The organism is Roseovarius aquimarinus, assembly GCF_043661195.1.
Lineage (GTDB): Bacteria > Pseudomonadota > Alphaproteobacteria > Rhodobacterales > Rhodobacteraceae > Roseovarius > Roseovarius aquimarinus.
Map to the genome: position 1 here is coordinate 869457 of NZ_JBIHMM010000001.1, position 19215 is coordinate 888671.

Below are 19215 nucleotides of genomic sequence, written 5' to 3' on the forward strand. Positions count from 1 at the left end.
CGCGCCCGTCCTCGTCTTATTTGGTGATGTTGTGGGCGCGGAACGCCTCGTCGGGCATGGTGGAATAGCCCATGTCCCCGCGCAGCGCGACGATCACGTTCTGCGCATGAAGCGGGATCAGCGCGTGCTGGTCCATGAACATGCGCGTGGCCTTGGCAAGCTCGGTGTCGCGGGCGTCCAGATCCATCAATTGCTCGGCCATCTTCAGCTGCTCGTCCCCTTCGGGATAGCTGAAGCCGCCATTCCACGAGCCGAAGCCCGCATCCGCATCCTTGGTCACCAGCACCGAGCGCAGCATCGAGCCGCTATTGCCCTGCGCGTTGCCCCAGCCCAGCATGAAGAAGGGGAACTCGCCCGCGCGCATCCGTTCGAAATAGACGGATTTGGGCATGGTATCGACGGTGAGGTCGATCCCCACCGCGCCCAGCATCTGCCCCACCGCCTGACAGATCTTGGCGTCGTTGACATAGCGGTCATTGGGGCAGCCCAGCGTCATGGCGAAGCCGTCCTCGTAGCCCGCCTCGGCCAAGAGGGCCTTGGCGCGCTCGGGGTCGTACTCGACCGGGCCGAGCGTGTCGTCGGTGCCCATGAAGCCCGAAGGCACGGGCTGGTTGATGGGCGTCGCGAGCCCTTCCATGATCCGCTCGATGATGAGCGGCTGGTTGACCGCGAGCGAAATCGCCTCGCGCACCTTGACGTCTCGCAGCGGGTTCGTCTCGAGCGGGCTGCCGTCCTTGGCGGTCAGCATCGGCGCCTGCTCGGGCACGGTGTTGAACTGAAGGAAGATCGTGCGCGCCGAGGGGCCGCTGACGATGGAGATGTCGGCATTGTCCTTGAGCCGTGCCACGTCGAGCGGCGGCACGCCGTCGATGATGTCCACATCGCCCGCCAGAAGCGCCGCGACGCGTGCGGAATCGTCCGGCATCTCGCGCATCGTCACCTCGTCCGCCGCGGGCGCGCCGTCCCAGTAATCGGGATTGGCCTTGAGGCGCAGCGCCTGACCGCGATCCCAGCCGACGAACTGGTAGGGGCCGGTGCCGATAGCCGCTTCACCGCTGTTGAACATGTCGGTCGTCACATCCTCGGGCAGCTCGTCCGAGATGACGAAGGCGGTGTAGAGCAGCGTCAGAAGGTCCGGCGTCGGCACCTTGGTGTGCAGGCGGATGAGATGCGGGCTGAGCACCTCGACCTCCTCGATGGCCGACATCTTCTCGGCGTTGAGCCCGTCCGAGCCGGGCACGTTCGGCAGACGCTCGAGCGTGGCGATCACGTCCTTCGCGTCGAAATCGCTGCCGTCATGGAATTTGACGCCCTCGCGCAGCTTCATCTCCCATGTGGTGTCGTCGATCACGGTCCATTCGGTGATGAGCGCCGGGGACGGCTGAAGATCCGCGTTTGACAGGATCAGCGGGTCGTAGATATGGCGGTAATAGGCCTCGTCCGAGCCGAGCGCGCCCAGCTGCGGGTCCATCGAGGACGGGCTGACCGAGATGCCGACGACGGTCTCGGCGGCCAGAGGTGCGGCCAGTGCGGTCGCGGCGAGCGCGGTGCTGGCCAGAAGGGTTGATAGGCGTGTCATTGGTCTTCTCCCTGTTTTGGTGGTCGTTACGGTTGAACCTCCGCCGGCGCCTCCCGCGCCAGCGTCGCGCCGGGCGCGAATTTCGGCGATGTGGCCAGCAAATGCTGCGTATAGGCATGCTGCGGACGCTCGAATATCTCCTCGGCCGGGCCGATCTCGCGGATCTGGCCTCGCTGCATCACGGCGATCCGGTCGCAGAGCTGGCGCACCACGGCGAGATCGTGGCTCACGAACAGAAGCGTGAGGTTGAGGCGGCGGCGCAGATCGCTCAGAAGGTCCAGAACCTGCGCCTGCACCGAGACGTCCAGCGCCGAGGTCGGCTCGTCGCAGATCAGAAAATCGGGATCGAGCACGAGCGCGCGCGCGATGGAGATGCGCTGGCGCTGGCCGCCCGAGAATTCATGCGGGTATTTCGCGCCATCGGCCTCGGTAAGGCCCACCAGTTCGAGCGCGCTGACCGCGCGGTCCCGCGCCTCCGCGCGGCCCCTCGCCTTGCCGGTCACCATCTGCGGCTCGATGAGCGCCGCCAGCACGCGTTGGCGCGGGTTGAGCGAGGCGAAGGGATCCTGAAAGACCATCTGCATCTGCAGTACGCCCGCGCGCATCGCGGGCGTCACGGCCAGCTTCGTGATGTCGCGCCCCTCATAGGTCACGCGCCCGCTCGTGATGGGCTGAAGGCCGCAGATCACCCGCGCCAGCGTGGACTTGCCCGATCCGCTCTCGCCCACGATCCCGAGGCTTTCGCCGCGCTGGATATCGAGGCTGACATCCGAGAGCGCATGCACCTCGCGCCGCGCGGCGGCGCGCAGGCGGCGCGGGCCTTCGAAGACGACGCTCACAGTCTCGACCGTGGCGATGGCCCCGTCGCCCGCCGCCACGTCGCCGCGCGCGAAGCGCTCCATCCGCTGGTCCGAGCGCGGCACCGAGGCGATGAGCGCCCGGGTATAGCTTTCCTGCGGCGCGAAGAGCACATCGGCCTTCGGGCCGGCCTCGACGACGCGGCCATGCTGCATCACCACGACGCGGTCCGCGATCTCGGCGACCACGGCCATGTCATGCGTGATCAGCAGCACGCCGATCTGCCGCTCACGCGCCAGCCGCTCGATCACTTGCAGGACTTCGGACTGCACCGACACGTCGAGCGCGGTGGTCGGCTCGTCCGCGATCAAAAGGTCGGGTTCGCCTGAGATGGCGATGGCGATCACGATGCGCTGGCGCTGCCCGCCCGACAGCTGGTGCGGGTATTGGCGTAGCCGCGTTTCCGGCTCGGGGATGGCGACCTGGGTCAAAAGATCGATCGCCTTGGCGCGCGCCGCCGCCTTGCCGATCTGGGCGGCGTGCATGATCGCCGGGATCATCTGCTGCCCGATGGTCAGCACCGGGTTGAGCGACGAGAGCGGATCCTGGAAGATCGCACCGATGCGGCGCCCGCGCAGGGCCTGCATCCGCGTCTCGGGCAACGCGGCGAGGTCGATGCCATCGAGCGTGATCGTCCCCGCCTCGATCCGTCCCGGCGCGTCGATGAGGCGCATGACGGCTGCGGCGATGGAGGATTTGCCCGCCCCGCTCTCGCCCACCACGCTGACGATCTCGCCCCGCGCGACGCTGAGACTGGCCTCGCGCACGGCCATATGATCCGCCACGCCGTGCAGCGCGTCGCCCGGAAAGCGGATGCTGAGCCCCGCGATATCCAGGAGTGGCTGACTCATCTCCAGACCTGCTCGCACACGCGGGCGAAATTCTCGCCCAGAACGCCGCGCACATCCTCGTCCGACCAGCCGGCGGCAAGCATGAGGTCGATCAGCTCGAGCACCTGCTCGGGCTGGGCGAAGCCGCCCCGGCGGCGCTGCACCGGCGGGCTTTCGGGCCACATGTGTGGGAATTTCTCCACCCAGTCCCAGAAGCCGCCCACATCGAGCACGAAGTCGAGGCCGAGGCCCAGATGCCGCGCGCCGACCAGCTGGGCCATGTAGTCGAGATGCTTGAAGATCGATTGCGAGGACGCCTTGGGATCATCGAGAAACTCGCCGAGGCCGTTGACGCCGATCACCCCGCCGGTCGCCGCGCATTTCACGATCTGCTCGTCGCGGATGTTGCGGTAATGCGGGACGACGCCATAGGCGTTGCAATGCGAGAAGATGAAGGGCGACGTCGCCACGTCCATCGCATCCATCGTGGTGGCGACGCCCGAATGCGTGCCGTCGACGAGCATGCCGACGCGGTTCATCTCCTCCACCACGGCGACGCCCCAGTTGGACAGCCCGCTGTCGTTGCGCTCCGAGCAGCCGTCGCCCACGCGGTTGCGCGAGTTGTAGGCCAGAAGCGCGTGGCGCACGCCAAGCTCGTAGAAAAGGCCGACCATGCCCAGATCGTCGTCGAAATGCTTGGTTTCCTGTAGGTTGTAGATCAGCCCCAGCTTGCCCGCCGCCTTGGCCGCGCGGATATCCGCGACGCTCCGGCAACGCACCATCGTCTCGCTGCGGGCCTCGATCGCGCGCCCCACGCGGGCGAAATGGGCGATGGTCTCGGCAAGGTTCTTCTCCGGACCCATCACCGTGAGCGAGATGAGATCGACGCCCGCCGCCGCGAAACGCGGCAGGATGCGGTCCGTCTCGACATAGTCGGGCGTCCACGGCAGCGTCATGTCCCAGACCAGCGCCTCGTCCAGCATCGCCAGCGCCTCGGGCGTCGCGGCGGCGCGCACCTCTTCCAGCTTCATGCTCTCGTTATAGCGATCGCTCATTCCGCCGCCTCCTCGCCTTGTGTCTTTCCCGTGATGAGCGCGCGCAGCGCCGCCATGTCCATATGCTCGGCCTGCGCAAGCTCGAGAAGCGGGCGCTCGCGCGCCTGCACGGCGCGCGCGGCCTCTTCGAGCCGGCCGACGGCGCTTTCGGGGATCACCACCGCGCCGTGCCGGTCGGCGTGAATGATCTGCCCGTCCTCGACCTGCATGCCGAAGACCGTGGCGCCCGCGCCGTAATCGACCCAATGCACATGCGCATGGCTGGGCGCGACCTTTCCGGCGAGGATCAGGAAACGCGGATCGAGATCCTCGAGATCGCGCACCACGCCGTTCGTCACCGCCCCGAGCGCGCCGAGCGCGCGGTGGAGCGCCGAATGCACCTCGCCCCAGAAGGCGCCTATGGGATCGGCATCCGTGTCCTCGATCACCAGAACGGTGGGCAGATCGCAGGCGGCGACATATTCGTAATAGCCGATCTTGAGCGCGTTGTTTTCGGCCTCCTTGCGCCCGTGCGGCGCGCGGCCCGCGATGCGCGCGGTCTTGGCCCGTCCGCAGATCGCGCGCGCGCCATCGGGCAGCCGCAGATGACCCGGCGCCGCGACCATGCTTTGCGCGGTATAGCCTTCGAGCCGCGTCGCGGGCTCGATGCGCTCGAGCGCGTTGCAGATCGTGGGCGTGTCGAACCGCGCCAGCGCCGCGAGATGGTCTTGTGTCACGGTCATCGGATTTCCTTGTGATTGGCGATGAGGCGCGCATCGAGCGTGCCGTCCAGCGCGGCCAGCGCGTTCTCGGCGGTGATGCGCGCCATGCGAAGGCCCGTCTCGACGGTGAGCGCGGCGGAATGCGGGCTGGCGAGGATGTAGGGGCTGGCGAAGAGCGGATTTTCGGGCTGTGGCGGCTCGACCGCGAAGACATCGAGTCCCGCGCCGCCCAGTCTGCCGCCCCGATCCGGCAGCGCCTCAAGAAGCGCCGCCTCGTCGATCAGCTCGCCCCGCGCGGTGTTGACGAGAAACGCCCCCGACTTCATCGCCGCCAGCCGCTCGGCATTCATCAGCCCGTCCGTCTCGGGCGTCAGCGGGCAGTGGAGCGAGACGATATCCGCGCGCCCCAGCGCCGCCATCAGATCTGCCTCGCGCGCGATCCCGAGATCGGCCAGCGCGGCGGCGTCCGCCACCGGATCGAAGGCCGCGACCTCCATCCCGAAGGCCTGCGCCAGCCGCGCCACGCGCCCGCCGATGCGGCCCACGCCGATCAGCAGCAGGCGCTTGCCCGCCACCTCATGCGTCGGCCAGTCGGGATCGTTGATATAGCCGCCCGCGCGCGCGCGGGCATCGTAGTGCATCACGCGCCGCGAGAGCGCCAGCATCAGCATGAGCGCATGCTCGGCCACCGATCCCGCATTGGCGTCACCCACCGTGGCGACGGGAATGCCGCGCGCCGAGAGCGACGCCATCGGCAGGTTGTCGAGGCCGACGCCATGTTTCGAAACGGCGCGCAGCGCCCGCGCTTTCTCAAGCATTTCAATTGTTAGGGGCGTATTCTTGATGCAGATGACGTCGATATCCGCGATCACGTCGAGGATCGCCTCGGGCGTCGGCGCGTCGATGCGGATCAGCTCGACGTCGCTCCGCGCGGTCAGAAGCGACAGCCCCGCCTCGTGCAGCGGCTTGAGGATGAGAACCTTGGCCATCACGCTCCGCCCGTGCGCGGTGCGGCGGCGAGCGGCGTCACATTGCTCTCGCGATAGCGCCCGCCCGGCCAGCGGCGCACGTAGTCGCAGGCGAGCGCGGCGAAACGGTCGGTCACCGGATCGACGCCCGCCTGCCATGCCATGTCGGTCTGAAGGCTCGCGCCCGCATCCGTGATGGGGCGCAGGACGATCCCGCTGCGCGCCGCGTTCTCGACGCATTCGGGATAGAGCGTGATGCCGATGCCCGAGGCGACAAGGCCCATGACGACCGATGTATCCGGCCCCTCGGCCACGATATCGGGAAAGGCGCCGACCGTCGCATAGACGCGTCGCAATTCGTTGCGATAGACCTGCCAGCGGCTGCGGTCACCCACGACCAGTGGCTCGCGCACCGTCTCGGCCAGGGTGAGCGCGCCGCGCCGCGCGAGCGGATGCGTTTCGGCCATCACCGCGACGAGGCTTTCGCGCCAGACGCAGGCGACCTCGAATCGCGCGTCGCTCACCGGGCCGATCCCGAAGGCGACGTCGATCTCTCCTGCCGCGAGCCGCGCCATCTGCGTTTCGGTGCCGGAGCGGACCATCGACACATGCACGTCCGGCACAGCGCTACGGAAAGCCTGCACGATCTGCGGCAGCGGGCCGGAAATGGCGAAGTCGTTATAGCCGATGCGGATTTCGCCCACGGCGCCCTCCTCGGCGCGGCGCGCGCGCGTCAGGGCGGTGTCGAGCTGTGCGATGACCTTGGGCGCCTCCCGCTTGAGCGCGGCGCCCGCGCCGGTCAGGCGCACCTGACGCGTCGTGCGCTCGAAGAGCTTCATGCCGATGCGCGCCTCGATCCCCCCCATGCGGCGGCTGAGCGCGGATTGATCGATGTTGAGCCGCTCCGCCGCGCGGGTGAAGCTCAGATCCTCGGCCACGATCAGGAACGTGCTGAGATCACCGATGTCGATATTGGCCACGATACGCCCTCCCGGTTGCGCCGGGGGACATCCGAGTCCCCCGCCGCATCCTAGACGCTAGCGCCAAGATAATTGCGCGAAAATGGCAAAGTAAGCCTAGATTGATGCGCTCAGCGCATCAATCAGGCAGGTCTCCGCAGAAGCCCCCCGAGGGCGCCTGCCCCGATCCCAGCGCCAGGAGCGGCGGCGCGGCATAGGGGTTGGGCGGGCTCGCGGCCAGATCGAGCGCGACGACGCCGAAGGCGAGGCCGAGCGCGGCAAGGGCGACGATGCGGCGGCTCATGAGCGTGCCTCCAGTCCCAGAGCGGGCCGCAGATGCACCCCGAGCCAGGAGCCGGCGAAGGCGGCGGCGAACCAGACCCAGCCATGCAGACTGCCCGTCGAGATGCCCGAGAAGAACGCGCCCACATTGCAGCCGAAGGCGAGCCGCGAGGAATAGCCCAGAAGCAGACCCGCGACGATCGTGGCCAGCCACGCCCGCGCCGGAAGGCTGGGCAGCGGCGCGGCAAAACCGCCCGCGCGCCAGCTCACGACGAGGAAGGCGCCCGCGATCAGCCCGAAATCGGTAAGCGAGGTATAGTCCGTCAGCACGCTCGAGGCGACGCGCTCGGCATTGCCGGGGGCCGACCAGAAGGCCGACCCGCTCAGATCCGCGCCGAAACCGGCCGCGCCCTTGGCGACCCAGAGGCCGAGGCCATAGACCACGCCCCACGGCTGGCCCGCGACCAAGAGGTTGCCGATGGCGAAGAGGGCCAGAAGCAGCGCCGCGATGATCAAACGGCGCGGCAGCGCCCGCGTGCCGGGCGCCGCGCGCCAGAGCAGGAAGGCCGCGACCACGGCGAGGCCCGCGAGCGTGATGGCCAGCCCGCTCGGGCCGCGCAGGACCATGACGGGCAAGGTGCCGAGCTCGGTCCACCAGATGAGGTGATAGGCGCCCAGAAAGCTGCCGATGGCGAAGAACGGCAGCGCGACGAGCCCCACCGGATTGCCGCTGCCGGCATTGACGAGCGTGCCCGACCCACAGCCCAGCACCACCTGCATCGCCGCCCCGAAGACGAAGGCGCCCCCGATCATGGCAAAGCCGATGGGCGCTTCGGCCCCGACGATCTCGCCGCCGCTCCCCGCGAGGATCGGAAGCGCCACGATGGCGACGATGCCGATGGCCAGAAGCTGCGCGAGAATGCCCGCCGGCTCGCGCCGCAGGATCATCGCGCGCCACGGTCCGGCAAAGCCGAAGCGCAGCCCCTCGAGCGTCATGCCGAGCCCGAGGCCGATGGCGAGCATCAGCCCGAAGCGCGCCCCCGCCAGCGCCGCGACCGCCGCCACCAGCAAGGCGGCGAGCACGATCAGCCCCGCGCGGGGCAAAAGGCGCCCCCGGCCGGAGCCGGAAGCGCCATCATCCGCAAGCGCGCTCATCAGTTGCCCGTGACCTGATTGATCAGGTTCTGGAAGAGACCCGGAACATTCGCCATCTCGTTATCGGTCTTGGAATAGCCGACCATGCTGTCCGCATAGAGCTTGACGTTGTCGAGACCGGCGATCTCGGACATGGCGAACCAGTCGGTCGCGGCCCAGTGTCCGGTGTTGCAGAAGGACACGATGGGGCGATCGGACGCGAGGCCCAGACGCTCCGAGATGCTGCGCGCGGTCTCGGGGTCGACGGTGCGGGTGCCGTCCTTGAAGAATTCGCTATGCGTCAGGTTCTGCGCGCCCGGAAGGGTTCCGGGACGCTCGGCCGCACCATGGCTCTGCTTGCCTTCGAAAAAGCTCGCGGGGCGCGCATCGACCAGCGTGGCCTCGCTCTCGCCCTTGACGACGGCGGCGACGTCATCGGTCGTGGCCAGCCACTTGTCGGTCCATGCGATATCGATTTCGGACGGGGTCGGCGTGCTGCCTTCGGTCGAGGTGGGCAAGCTTTCGGCCTCCCATGCCGTCATGCCGCCATCGACGATGGCGAGCTGCGTGAGGCCCGAGGATTTCAGCGTCCAGTAAACGCGCGCGGCGGCGCCGAAATCGGTGTCGGTATCGCCTTCATGCACGATGGCGAGGGGGCGGTCCATCGTCACGCCGAGGCCGCGCAGCGTCGCCTCGAGCTGATCCTCTGGGATCACCTGGCCGGGATTGTCGGCGGGGCCGCGGAACTGCGCATAGGGCGCGGAGACGGCGCCGGGGATGTGGCCCTCGGCATAGGCATCGCCCCGGATGTCGAGAACGAGCGGCGCATCTGCCTCGAGCTTCTCGCTCAGCGCCTCGGGCGCGATCAGCGGGCCGAAGGTGTTCTGCGCGAACGCGGGAGAAACGAGGCTGGCAAGCGCCAGCGCGGCGGGGAAGAGAATCTTCATGACGTCACCTCGTGGTTGGAACATGGCGCTCATGTCGTTCGGAAGAGCCCTTTTGGCAAGGCTCGGCCCCCGTTACGCGCGCGCGCGGGGCGGGCGAGCGTTTCGCTTTGCCTTGGTCACATTATACGGATCTCGGGAAGATCGTGGCGTTAAGTGGAACTTTATTCCACTAACTTAGCGCCAAGCAGAACAGAAACCTTATTGGCGTTCAAAAAAGGGCGGCCGCGCCGCCTGCCCCAATGCGACCACGATCCCCGTGACGCGTGATCTTCGCCGCCCGTCGCGGCAGGAGGCACTAGGATGCGATCAGGGCGGCGAGCGGGGCGATCTGGCGCGCGACCTCGGCCTTGAGCTGGTCCAGCGTCATCGGCTCGGTCTTGACGAATTCCATGAACATCGCGTTGAGATTGTTGAACATCACTTCTCCCAGCGCCTGCGCGTCGAGATGGGCGGCGACCTCGCCGCGTTCCTGAAGCCGCGCGATGAGCGCCACCACCTGCGCCGAGAGCGCGCGGTCCAGCTCCGAAAACCGTACGCCGTTCGGCGTATGGGGCGCCTCGACCGAGAGCGCGAAGGCGGTGCGCCACATCTCCTTGCTCAGATATTCCTGCGAGTGATCGTAGTAGCTGCCGATCAGCGCCATCAGCGCGGTCTCGACGCCGGCGGGCGGGTCCGCGACGATCCCCTCTCCCGCCGCCAGCACCTCCTTGACCTCCATCGCGACGGTGGCGAAGAGGATATCCCCCTTGGAGCCGTAATAATTATAGACCGTCCCGGGCGAGACCTCGGCCAGTTCGGCCATGTCCTCGATCCGCGCCGCGCGGTAGCCGTCGGCGCGGAAAAGCTGGATCGCGGCGCTCAGGATGCGCCGGTTCCGATCCGCCTTCTGCCTTTCGCGCAATCCCGACATCCGCTCTCCCCTGGCTCGCCTGCACCCCTTAATTTAGTGTTGACTTTAAAAATGAAGCAACTCATTTTTTCTTCAAGAGGCGCAAAGCCCGCCCCGACAAACCCAACAAGGAGAGACCGAAATGACCCATTCCCCCCTGCGCCGCGCCCTCATGGGCACCGCTGCCACGCTGGCCCTGCCGGCCTCGGCGATGGCCGCCGAAGATCTCAACGCGCTCGTCTGGTGCGATCACACCGACCCCGCGCTGATCCAGCCCTTCGAGGAAAAGCACGGTATCCGCGTGAACCTGCGCGAATACGAGGGTACCGCGACCGCGCTCGCCCTTTTGGAGCAGTCGCGGCCGGGCGACTGGGACGTTCTGGTGATCGATGGCATCGACGTGCCCCGCGCGGTCGAGGCCGGCCTCATGGCCGAGCTTCCGGCGGATGAGTTGCCCACCGCCGATTTCTTTCCGGGCGTCGCCATGGAAGATCAGGTCACGATGGACGGCAAGACCTACGCCGTGACCGAGAAATTCGGCTACAACACCATTTCCTTCAACTCCGAGAAGGTCGATCCGGCGGACATGCAGGATCTGAGCACCGTCTGGAGCGACAAGTACAAGGACCGCATCGCGGTTTATGACTACTACCTGCCCGTCATGGGCCTTGCCGCCATCGCGAACGGCAAGGAGACGGCGAGCCTGACCGCGGAAGACCTGCCCGCGCTCAAGGACACGCTCTTCGCCATGAAAGAGAACGCCCGATCGGTCGGCGAGGTCGTGGCGAGCCAGACCGCGCTCGCCACCGGCGAGGTCGATATCGTCGTGGGCGGCGGCGAATGGCTGACCGCGGTTCTGGCCGAGGAGCAGCCCGAGCTGACATGGACCATTCCCGATCAGGGCGCCGTGCGCTGGTCGCAATCCATCGGCGTGCTGGAGACGAGCGAGAACAAGGACATGGCCATCGAGTTCGTGAAATACATCACCAGCCCCGAAGGTCAGGCGCGGCTCGCCACCTCCTCCTGTTTCTGGGGCATGCCCGCCAATCGGAAGGCGGGCGAGCATCTGACGGACGAGCAGAAGGCGATCCTGCGCTGGGACGAGCAGGACGACTATCTCGCGCGTTCGCAGCTCTATCCGGCGCCCGATGCCGAGCTTGACGGCCAGATGCAGGATGTCTGGCTGGAAATGCTCCAGCACTGATGGCACGTTCCGAGACGATACGCGGCTGGGGCTTCGTCGCCCCGGCCCTGCTCTGGACGATAGCGTTTTTCGTCGTCCCCTTCGGCGTGATGGCGGCGATGAGCCTTGCCACGCTGGAGGGGCGCGAGCTGATCTGGGGCTTCAGCTTCCAAAATTACGCGCGGCTCTTCGGGCAAAGCTATCTTCTGCGCGCGATCATGGTCTCGCTCGAGATCACGCTCACGGTCACAATCGTCTCGGTCCTTCTCGCCTATCCGCTGGCATGGATCATCGCCTACCGCGTTCCCGAAAGGTGGCAGCGGCTCGCGCTCCTGCTGGCGATCCTGCCTTTCTGGACCTCCTACGTGGTGCGCTCCTACGCCTGGCTGCTGGTGCTGTCGCGCGAGGGGGTCATCAACCAGACGCTGCTCGGCCTCGGCGTCATCGCCGAGCCGCTGACGCTGGCCTCGACGCGCCTCGCCACGGTCACCGGCTTCGTGCATTTCTTCGTCATGCTGCTGACGCTGACGATCTACGCCAATCTCGTGCAGCTGCCGCCGAACTATCGCCGCGCCGCCGTCGATCTCGGCGCAAGCAGCTGGCAGGCCTTTCGCCATGTCATCCTGCCGCTGACCCTGCCCGGCATCATGACCGGCGCCTTCCTGACATTCGTCCTTTGCATCGGCGACTACATCACGCCGCAGATCCTGGGCGGCAACAACGAGCTGACCGGGCCGCAGATCATCATGGTGCAACTGGGGCGCGGGGCGAATTTCCCGCTGGCGGCCGCCATGTCCATCGTGCTCATGGGCCTCGTGACGCTGGCCTATCTGGGCGCCGCCCGCTGGCTGAGGATCGACCGGCTATGAGACGCGTCCTCCCCTGGGCCTATATGGCGCTGGCCTATGGCTTCATCTTCCTGCCGGTGGTGACGCTCGTCCTCTTCTCCTTTCAGGACGGCCGCCTGCCGGTCCCGCCCTTCAACGGGCCGACGCTGAAATGGTATGCGGATGTGCTGGGCGACAATCGCCTGATGCCCGCGCTCGGCAATTCGTTGCTGGTCGGCGCGGGATCGGCGGCGCTGAGCTGCATCCTCGGCTTTCTTGCCGCCTACGGCCTCGCGCGCCACATCCTGCCGGGCAGCGCCCTAATGCGCGGCCTGCTGATCGCGCCGATGACGGTCAGCTATCTCATCATCGGCCTCGGACTCTTGATCGTCTTCAACAATTACGGACCCGGCCCGTCGCTCTATGCCGCCGCCGTGGGCCATGTCGTCATCAACCTGCCGCTGGCCTTCGCCATCATCTATGCCTCGATGGGCGCGCAGCAGGAGAATGCCGAGCGCGCGGCGCGCGATCTGGGCGCCTCCGAATGGCGCGTTCTGGCGCTGGTGACGGTTCCGATGCTGGCGCCCTCGATCCTCGCGTCCTTCTTTCTCTGCCTCACGCTCAGCTGGGACGAATTCATCATCGCCTTCCTCATGACGCGCTTCGACGTGACGCTCCCGGTCGAGATCTGGAGCCTGCTGCGCTCCGGCCTCTCGCCGCGCACCAATGCCATCGGGTCCATCGTCTTTCTCGTCTCGGTCGCGCTGGTGATCGGCCTCGAACTCTTCATCTTCGGAAGGAAACGCCGTTGACCGCCTCCATCGCCATCCAAGCCGTCAGCCACGACTTCGGCACCTTCCGCGCGCTCGAAAACATCGATCTCGACATCGAGGCGGGCGAATACATCGTGCTGCTCGGCCCGTCGGGCTGCGGCAAGACCACGCTTTTGTCGACGCTGGGCGGCTTCATCAATCCGACGCGCGGCACGGTCCTGATCGGCGGGCGCGACATGACGCATGTGCCCCCGGCCAAGCGTCCGACGACCACCATGTTCCAGGATTACGCGCTCTTCCCGCATATGAGCCTGCGCGACAACGTAGGTTTCGGCCCGCGCATGGCAGGCGTGGGGAAGGCCCGGCGCGACGCAAAGGCGCTCGAATTGCTGGATCTCGTGGGGCTGAAGGATGCCGCCGCGAAGCGGCCTCATGCCCTCTCGGGCGGGCAACGCCAGCGCGTCGCCCTCGCCCGCAGCCTCGCCGTCGATCCGGACGTTCTGTTGCTCGACGAGCCCTTGGGCGCACTCGATCTCAAGCTGCGCCGCGCCATGCAGGACGAGCTGAAGCAGATACAGCGCAAGGTCGGCACGACCTTTGTGCATGTCACACACGATCAGGAGGAAGCGATGGCCATCGCCGACCGCATCGTCGTGATGAACGGCGGGCGGATCGAGGATTGCGGCCCGCCCGACCGGATCTATCGCCGCCCCGGATCGCTTTTCGCCGCGGGCTTCATGGGCGAGATGAACCGCATTCCGGGCACGCGCAGCGGCGACATGATCGAAACGCCCATCGGCGCCCTGCCCGCGCCCGAAGCCGCGCCGGAAGGCCCGCTCACGCTCTGCCTGCGCCCCGAGCAGATCGGCACCGGCAAGGGGCCGTGGGACATGGGCGCGGCGCGCATCACCGATGCCGCCTTTTTCGGCACGCATTTCCTCTGCCACCTCGCGCCCGAGGCCGCGCCCGATATGGACCTGATTGCGCATCTGCCGCCGGGTGCCCGCCCCGAGAGGGGCAGTATCGTGCGGCTTTCGGCGGACCCCGCCGATCTCAGCATTTTCGAGGCCGAGGCATGAAACGCGCGCGCCCCGAGGACTGGTACCGCGTCGAGAAGCGCAGCCATGACGTCACCTATATCTGCGAGCCCCATATCGAGGAATTCTACCGCTGCAACATGTGGCACATCCGGGGACGCGAGCGGGACATGCTGGTCGATAGCGGCATGGGCGTCGTCAGCTTGCGAGACTGGGTTCCCCTCGTCACCGAGCGCGACCTGACCGCCGTGGCCAGCCACACGCATTTTGACCATATCGGCTGCCATCACGAATTTCCGGATCGCTGCGTGCACGAGGCCGAGGCGCATATCCTCGCGGATCCCACCAACGCGGCGACGCTGGCCGATCCCTATGTCACCGACGAGATCTTCACCCGGCTGCCGCCCCTGCCCTACAGCTCCGAAACCTACCGGCTGAAACGCGCACCCGCGACGCGGCTTCTGGCCGACGGCGACATGATCGATCTGGGCGACCGAGCCTTCGAGGTGATCCACACGCCCGGCCATTCACCGGGCGGCATCGCGCTTTGGGAGGCCGCGACCGGCATCCTCTTTTCAGGCGATATCGTCTATGACGGCCCGCTGATCGAGGATACCTACCACGCCGATGCCGAGGATTATCACCGCTCGATGGTGCGCCTATACGACCTGCCGGTCGAGATCGTCCATGGCGGGCATTTCCCGAGCTACGGACGCGCGCGCCACCGGCAAATCATCAAGGACTGGCTCGACGCGCGCGAGCGCGGCTGACTACATCTCGACGCCGTTCTGGGCCTTGACCCCGTCGCGGAATGGATGCTTGACCAGTTTCATCTCGCTCACGAGATCGGCGGCCTCGATCAGCTCGGGCTTGGCGCTGCGGCCGGTGAGGCAGACATGCGTCATCGCGGGCTTCTGCGTGAGCAGGAAATCCACCACCTCGTCGATATCGAGATAATCGTAGCGCAGCGCGATGTTGATCTCATCGAGCAGCACGAACCGGATCTCGGGATCGAGGATCTGCTCCTTCGCGATCTTCCAGCCGTTCTGCGCGGCGGCGATATCGGCCTCGCGGTCCTGCGTCTCCCAGGTGAAGCCCTCGCCCGAGACGAAGAAGCGGCATTCATCCGCGAACCGCTCGCGCAGGAGCGTCTTTTCGCCCGTGACCCAAGTGCCCTTGATGAACTGGACGACGGCGCAGGGCATCCCATGCCCGATGCAGCGCATGATCATGCCGAAGCCCGAGGACGACTTGCCCTTCCCGTCGCCAGTATGGACAATGATCAGGCCCTTCTCCTCGGTCTTGTGCTTCATCAGCGCGTCGCGCTGCGCCTTGATGCGCTTCATCTTCTCATTGTGCAGCGCGTTGATGTCGTCGGTCATCGGGGCCTTCCCTTTGGCAAAATTCGGCCCGCCAGAGGTGTCACCTCGGGCGGGCCGCGTCAATCGCATCGGGCCGGTATCAGGCGAACCACCAGCGGTGATAGCCGCGTGCGCCATCGAGCTCCCAGACGGCGGCGATATCGTCGTCATGCATGACGTTGTCGCGCCGCGCCGAGGTGCGGTTGCGGAAGAAGGGCACGATGGTTCCGCCGTCGTCGCGGCAAAGCATCTGCATCTCGGCATACATCTCCGAGCGCAGCGCATCGTCTGTCTCGGACTTGGCCTTGAGCAGAAGCTCGTTGAAGCGCTCGTTCTCCCAATGGCTCTCGTTCCAGTCGGCCCCGGCCTTGTAGGCGAGCGAGAACATCACGTCCGGCGTGGGGCGCGCGGCCCAGGACACGACGCAGAACGGCTTCTTCAGCCAGACATTCGACCAATAGCCGTCCACCGGCTCCTGATTGACCTTGATGTCGAGCCCCGCGGGCCGCGCCTGCTCGGCGAAGAGCGAGCACATGTTCGTCGCGCCCGAGAGGATCGCGTCATTGACGGAAATCTCAACCGAAAGAGTGTCATGCCCGGCCTTCTTGAGGTGGAACCGCGCCTTGTCGAGGTCCTGCTCGCGCTGCGGCAGATCGGCGTGATAGGGCATGGTCGGGCCGATGGGATGATCGTTGCCCACGATGCCGCGCCCGAAGAGGATCTTGTCCACGATCTCCTGACGCCCGATGGCGTGCTTGAGCGCGAGGCGCACGTTCACGTCGTCGAAGGGGGCCACGTCGCAGAACATCGGCATGGTGATATGCGTGCCCGAGGGCACATCGTCGAGAATAACGCCCGGCGCCTGCGCGAGGCGGTCGGCGGTCTTGAGGTCGATATCCGTCACCGCGTCCACGTCGCCCGTCACGATGGCGGCCTGCCGCGCGTTCGGATCGTTGAGCACGGTCATCTTGACCTCGTCGAACCACGCGCCCTCATCCGCGCGGTGCCAGCCATCATGGCGCACGAAATCGCAGCGAATGCCGGGCGAGAATTCGGTCACTTTGTAGGGGCCGCAGCCGATGCCGTTCTCCCATTCGATCCCGCCATCCGGCTTCGCGGGCTGGATTGTCAGATGATAGTCCGAAACGAGATAGGGCAGATCGGCATTGCCGGCCTCGAGCTCGAAGACCACGGCATGATCGCCGTCCGCGCGCACGTTGGTGATGCCGGCCATGAGCGGCTTGGCCGCCGAGGCGGAATCTTCGGCGAGGTGATACATCATCGAGGCCACGACATCGGCCGAGGTCACCTTGCGCCCGTCATGAAAGGTCGCGTTCGTCGCCAGCTCGAAGCGCCATTCGCTCGCGTCGTCCTTCGTCGCCTCCCAAGAGGTCGCGAGGTCGGGGCCGAGATCGTTGGTGTTGGTGATTTCCGTGAGATACGCGCGCGCGACATGGCTCGCGTGGATCATCAGGATGCTCTCGGTCGTCGCGGGATCCCAGCCGTCGGTCGAGCTGCCGTCATGGACGCCCACGCGAAACACGCCGCCGCGCTTCGGCGCGGCGCGCGCGGGCCTGGCCCAGCCCATCGGCAGCGCGGCGCCCAAGGATGCGGCAGCGCCCCCGGCGAGAATGCTGCGGCGGCTCGGACCTTCTGCGCTGCGGGCGCCTTCGGGTGCGCGGGCGCGCGCGGGATGCAGGCGCGTCTCGGAGATGCTGGGCTTTTTCATGGGTCTGTCCTTTCGGCCTCGGTCAGTCGGTTTTCATGTCGAAAGACCAGCTAGCGCCGGAGCGCGGCCTGTCCAGAAAGCCGCGCCGCCGGCGCGCTCGAGACCGGACCTGCCTAAATTTTAAGCAGCGAAGGCGCGCCGCCTAAATTTTAGGCATCTCCTGCGAAAACGGGCGGCGATCCGCCGCCCGCGTCTTACGCCGCAGCGCAGAAAACGGCAGCGTCAGGCCATCCGCCGACCCGCGGCAAGTCGGGGCACGGCACAGAAAAGGGAGAGGAGACGAGGTGAAACTCATCATAGCGACCATCAAACCGTTCAAGCTGGACGAGGTGCGCGAGGCGCTCACCGCCATCGGCGTGCGCGGCATGATGGTGACCGAGACAAAGGGCTTCGGCGCACAGTCGGGCCATACCGAAATCTATCGCGGTGCGGAATACGCCGTGAATTACGTGCCCAAGATCAAGCTGGAGATCGCGGTGGCCTCGTCGATGGCCGAACAGGTCTGCGACACGATCATCCAGACCGCGCGCACCGGCAAGATCGGCGACGGCAAAATCTTCGTGCTGGATCTGGCGCATGTCGCGCGGGTGCGCACCGGCGAGACGGGCGAGGACGCGCTGTGACGCGCGCCGCATCGCCTGACACTTACACTACAAAGGACGGGACACACACCATGTCATTCACGACCAAACTGGGCGTCGCCGCAGCGCTGATCGCCCTGCCCCAGATGGGCCTCGCGCAGGATGCGGCCGCCGCGCCGAGCTTCGATGAGATCGGCCCCTACATCATGACGACCCTGCTCTTCTGCATGGCCGGCTTTCTGGTCTTCTTCATGGCCGCCGGCTTCGCCATGCTGGAGGGCGGCCTCGTGCGTTCCAAGAACGTCACGATGCAGATGACCAAGAACATCGCGCTCTATTCCATCGCCGCGATCATTTATTGGCTCATGGGCTTCAACCTCATGTATCCGGGCGAGTTCAACGGCTATGTCGGCAGCTTCTTCTCGCCGACCGTGCTCGATCCGGTCGGCGTCGCCGCGGCGGATGCGGCGCTCGACTATGCCTCGATCGGCTCGGATTTCTTCTTCCAGCTCGTCTTCGTCGCCGCGACCGCGTCGATCGTGTCGGGCGCGCTGGCCGAGCGGATCAAGCTCTGGCCCTTCCTGATCTTCGTCATCGTCCTCACCGGCGTTATGTATCCGATCTCGGGCTCCTGGCAGTGGGGCGGCGGCTGGCTTTCGGAGATGGGCTTCTCGGACTTCGCCGGCTCGACGGTCGTGCACTCCGTGGGCGGCTGGGCCGCGTTGGCCGGTGCCATCGTGCTGGGTCCGCGCCTCGGCAAATACGCCAAGGACGGCAAGGTGCACCCGATGCCCGGCTCGAACCTCGCACTCGCCACTCTGGGCACGTTCATCCTGTGGCTCGGCTGGTTCGGCTTCAACGGCGGCTCCCAGCTCGCCATGGGTACGGTGGGCGATGTCTCGGATGTCAGCCGCATCTTCGCCAACACCAACATGGCCGCGGCGGCCGGTGCCGTCACCGCGCTGATCCTCAGCCAGGTGATGTACAAGAAGCCCGACCTCACGATGGTGCTGAACGGCGCGCTGGCCGGCCTAGTGTCGATCACCGCCGAGCCTCTGGCGCCCTCGCTCTTCGGCGCGCTCTGGATCGGTGCCGTGGGCGGCGTGATCGTCGTGCTGACCGTGCCGATGCTCGACAAGCTCAAGATCGACGACGTGGTCGGCGCCATCCCGGTGCACCTCTTCGCCGGTATCTGGGGCACCATCGCGGTCGTCTTCTACAATGGCGACGCGAGCCTCGTGACGCAGATCGTGGGCATCCTCGCCTATGGTGTCTTCACCTTCGTTGCCAGCCTCATAGTGTGGTTCATCCTCAAGGCGGTCCTCGGCATCCGCGTCAGCGAGGAGGACGAAATCCGCGGCCTCGACATGGCCGAGCTCGGAATGGAAGCCTACCCGGAGTTCTCGAAGGGCTGAGCTTCGATGCCACGTTCGCGAAAATGAAAGCGCCCGGCAGGTTCTGCCGGGCGTTTTTGCATGAAGGTTTTGAGCGGTTGCAAAGCTTGGATGCCGGCTGTCGGTAA

General features: G+C 66.5%; 19 protein-coding genes. 7 read left to right on the forward strand and 12 right to left on the reverse strand.

Features of this window, described 5'->3' with window-relative positions; all coding sequences use genetic code 11:
* Positions 1-16 precede the first annotated feature (16 nt).
* The 10 genes from ACGRVM_RS04060 to ACGRVM_RS04105 form a co-directional block, all read right to left on the reverse strand.
* Positions 17-1579, reverse strand: a complete 1563-nt coding sequence (locus ACGRVM_RS04060; protein WP_377168435.1) for an ABC transporter substrate-binding protein — start codon at positions 1577-1579, stop codon at positions 17-19.
* 26 nt (positions 1580-1605) lie between these two features.
* A complete protein-coding gene (locus ACGRVM_RS04065) occupies positions 1606-3288 on the reverse strand; it encodes a dipeptide ABC transporter ATP-binding protein (protein ID WP_377168433.1) in 1683 nt (560 codons plus the stop codon).
* On the reverse strand, positions 3285-4322 hold the full coding sequence (locus ACGRVM_RS04070) for a dipeptidase (RefSeq protein ID WP_377168431.1): 1038 nt from the start codon (positions 4320-4322) through the stop codon (positions 3285-3287). The genes ACGRVM_RS04065 and ACGRVM_RS04070 overlap by 4 nt, the downstream gene beginning before the upstream one ends.
* On the reverse strand, positions 4319-5044 hold the full coding sequence (locus tag ACGRVM_RS04075; RefSeq protein ID WP_377168429.1) for an RraA family protein: 726 nt from the start codon (positions 5042-5044) through the stop codon (positions 4319-4321). Before ACGRVM_RS04075 ends, ACGRVM_RS04070 begins: the two co-directional genes overlap by 4 nt.
* Positions 5041-6012 carry an NAD(P)-dependent oxidoreductase gene (locus ACGRVM_RS04080; protein ID WP_377168427.1) on the reverse strand — a complete coding sequence of 324 codons (972 nt, stop codon included), beginning with the start codon at positions 6010-6012 and terminating at the stop codon, positions 5041-5043. Before ACGRVM_RS04080 ends, ACGRVM_RS04075 begins: the two co-directional genes overlap by 4 nt.
* Positions 6012-6971, reverse strand: a complete 960-nt coding sequence (locus tag ACGRVM_RS04085) for a LysR family transcriptional regulator (RefSeq protein WP_377168425.1) — start codon at positions 6969-6971, stop codon at positions 6012-6014. Before ACGRVM_RS04085 ends, ACGRVM_RS04080 begins: the two co-directional genes overlap by 1 nt.
* A gap of 118 nt (positions 6972-7089) precedes the next feature.
* Positions 7090-7254, reverse strand: a complete 165-nt coding sequence (locus ACGRVM_RS04090) for a hypothetical protein (RefSeq protein ID WP_377168423.1) — start codon at positions 7252-7254, stop codon at positions 7090-7092.
* Positions 7251-8387, reverse strand: a complete 1137-nt coding sequence (locus ACGRVM_RS04095; protein ID WP_377168421.1) for a YeeE/YedE family protein — start codon at positions 8385-8387, stop codon at positions 7251-7253. The genes ACGRVM_RS04090 and ACGRVM_RS04095 overlap by 4 nt, the downstream gene beginning before the upstream one ends.
* A complete protein-coding gene (locus tag ACGRVM_RS04100) occupies positions 8387-9337 on the reverse strand; it encodes a sulfurtransferase (protein WP_394624021.1) in 951 nt (316 codons plus the stop codon). The genes ACGRVM_RS04095 and ACGRVM_RS04100 overlap by 1 nt, the downstream gene beginning before the upstream one ends.
* A 271-nt stretch (positions 9338-9608) precedes the next feature.
* On the reverse strand, positions 9609-10223 hold the full coding sequence (locus ACGRVM_RS04105) for a TetR/AcrR family transcriptional regulator (RefSeq protein WP_377168417.1): 615 nt from the start codon (positions 10221-10223) through the stop codon (positions 9609-9611).
* 121 nt (positions 10224-10344) lie between these two features.
* Here ACGRVM_RS04105 and ACGRVM_RS04110 point away from each other — a divergent pair, with 121 nt between their 5' ends.
* Genes ACGRVM_RS04110 through ACGRVM_RS04130 form a run of 5 tightly spaced genes read left to right on the forward strand, consistent with a single transcriptional unit; the run spans position 10345 to position 14792 of the window.
* The gene (locus ACGRVM_RS04110; protein WP_377168415.1) at positions 10345-11406 is read left to right on the forward strand and encodes an ABC transporter substrate-binding protein; all 1062 of its coding nucleotides are present in this window, start codon (positions 10345-10347) and stop codon (positions 11404-11406) included.
* Positions 11406-12254 carry an ABC transporter permease gene (locus tag ACGRVM_RS04115; RefSeq protein ID WP_377168413.1) on the forward strand — a complete coding sequence of 283 codons (849 nt, stop codon included), beginning with the start codon at positions 11406-11408 and terminating at the stop codon, positions 12252-12254. Before ACGRVM_RS04110 ends, ACGRVM_RS04115 begins: the two co-directional genes overlap by 1 nt.
* Entirely contained in the window at positions 12251-13024 is a 774-nt protein-coding gene (locus ACGRVM_RS04120) for an ABC transporter permease (RefSeq protein ID WP_377168411.1), read from the forward strand. Before ACGRVM_RS04115 ends, ACGRVM_RS04120 begins: the two co-directional genes overlap by 4 nt.
* The gene (locus ACGRVM_RS04125; RefSeq protein ID WP_377168409.1) at positions 13021-14064 is read left to right on the forward strand and encodes an ABC transporter ATP-binding protein; all 1044 of its coding nucleotides are present in this window, start codon (positions 13021-13023) and stop codon (positions 14062-14064) included. Before ACGRVM_RS04120 ends, ACGRVM_RS04125 begins: the two co-directional genes overlap by 4 nt.
* Complete coding sequence (locus ACGRVM_RS04130; RefSeq protein ID WP_377168407.1) at positions 14061-14792, forward strand: MBL fold metallo-hydrolase; 732 nt, start codon at positions 14061-14063, stop codon at positions 14790-14792. Before ACGRVM_RS04125 ends, ACGRVM_RS04130 begins: the two co-directional genes overlap by 4 nt.
* Here the strand turns inward: ACGRVM_RS04130 and cobO are convergent, their stop codons facing one another.
* Together cobO and ACGRVM_RS04140 are read right to left on the reverse strand one after the other, a co-directional pair.
* The gene (gene cobO / locus ACGRVM_RS04135) at positions 14793-15404 is read right to left on the reverse strand and encodes a cob(I)yrinic acid a,c-diamide adenosyltransferase (RefSeq protein ID WP_377168405.1); all 612 of its coding nucleotides are present in this window, start codon (positions 15402-15404) and stop codon (positions 14793-14795) included.
* A 79-nt stretch (positions 15405-15483) separates the two neighbouring features.
* Positions 15484-17112, reverse strand: coding sequence for an ABC transporter substrate-binding protein (locus ACGRVM_RS04140; RefSeq protein ID WP_377168403.1), 1629 nt, complete (start codon positions 17110-17112; stop codon positions 15484-15486).
* 284 nt (positions 17113-17396) lie between these two features.
* On the opposite strand from ACGRVM_RS04140, the gene ACGRVM_RS04145 reads away from it, so the two are divergent.
* Together ACGRVM_RS04145 and ACGRVM_RS04150 are read left to right on the forward strand one after the other, a co-directional pair.
* Positions 17397-17735: a P-II family nitrogen regulator gene (locus ACGRVM_RS04145; RefSeq protein WP_377168401.1), complete on the forward strand. Its 339-nt coding sequence runs from the start codon at positions 17397-17399 to the stop codon at positions 17733-17735.
* 50 nt (positions 17736-17785) lie between these two features.
* Positions 17786-19108 carry an ammonium transporter gene (locus tag ACGRVM_RS04150; protein ID WP_377168399.1) on the forward strand — a complete coding sequence of 441 codons (1323 nt, stop codon included), beginning with the start codon at positions 17786-17788 and terminating at the stop codon, positions 19106-19108.
* The last annotated feature ends 107 nt before the right edge of the window (positions 19109-19215 follow it).

Excerpts from the sequence above, each read along its gene's own strand:
- ACGRVM_RS04060 (WP_377168435.1), bottom strand. The coding sequence starts at position 1,579 with ATGACACGCCTATCAACCCTTCTGGCCAGCACCGCGCTCGCCGCGACC.
- ACGRVM_RS04065 (WP_377168433.1), bottom strand. The coding sequence starts at position 3,288 with ATGAGTCAGCCACTCCTGGATATCGCGGGGCTCAGCATCCGCTTTCCG.
- ACGRVM_RS04070 (WP_377168431.1), bottom strand. The coding sequence starts at position 4,322 with ATGAGCGATCGCTATAACGAGAGCATGAAGCTGGAAGAGGTGCGCGCC.
- ACGRVM_RS04075 (WP_377168429.1), bottom strand. The coding sequence starts at position 5,044 with ATGACCGTGACACAAGACCATCTCGCGGCGCTGGCGCGGTTCGACACG.
- ACGRVM_RS04080 (WP_377168427.1), bottom strand. The coding sequence starts at position 6,012 with ATGGCCAAGGTTCTCATCCTCAAGCCGCTGCACGAGGCGGGGCTGTCG.
- ACGRVM_RS04090 (WP_377168423.1), bottom strand. The coding sequence starts at position 7,254 with ATGAGCCGCCGCATCGTCGCCCTTGCCGCGCTCGGCCTCGCCTTCGGC.
- ACGRVM_RS04095 (WP_377168421.1), bottom strand. The coding sequence starts at position 8,387 with ATGAGCGCGCTTGCGGATGATGGCGCTTCCGGCTCCGGCCGGGGGCGC.
- ACGRVM_RS04100 (WP_394624021.1), bottom strand. The coding sequence starts at position 9,337 with ATGTTCCAACCACGAGGTGACGTCATGAAGATTCTCTTCCCCGCCGCG.
- ACGRVM_RS04105 (WP_377168417.1), bottom strand. The coding sequence starts at position 10,223 with ATGTCGGGATTGCGCGAAAGGCAGAAGGCGGATCGGAACCGGCGCATC.
- ACGRVM_RS04110 (WP_377168415.1), top strand. The coding sequence starts at position 10,345 with ATGACCCATTCCCCCCTGCGCCGCGCCCTCATGGGCACCGCTGCCACG.
- ACGRVM_RS04115 (WP_377168413.1), top strand. The coding sequence starts at position 11,406 with ATGGCACGTTCCGAGACGATACGCGGCTGGGGCTTCGTCGCCCCGGCC.
- ACGRVM_RS04120 (WP_377168411.1), top strand. The coding sequence starts at position 12,251 with ATGAGACGCGTCCTCCCCTGGGCCTATATGGCGCTGGCCTATGGCTTC.
- ACGRVM_RS04130 (WP_377168407.1), top strand. The coding sequence starts at position 14,061 with ATGAAACGCGCGCGCCCCGAGGACTGGTACCGCGTCGAGAAGCGCAGC.
- cobO (WP_377168405.1), bottom strand. The coding sequence starts at position 15,404 with ATGACCGACGACATCAACGCGCTGCACAATGAGAAGATGAAGCGCATC.
- ACGRVM_RS04140 (WP_377168403.1), bottom strand. The coding sequence starts at position 17,112 with ATGAAAAAGCCCAGCATCTCCGAGACGCGCCTGCATCCCGCGCGCGCC.
- ACGRVM_RS04150 (WP_377168399.1), top strand. The coding sequence starts at position 17,786 with ATGTCATTCACGACCAAACTGGGCGTCGCCGCAGCGCTGATCGCCCTG.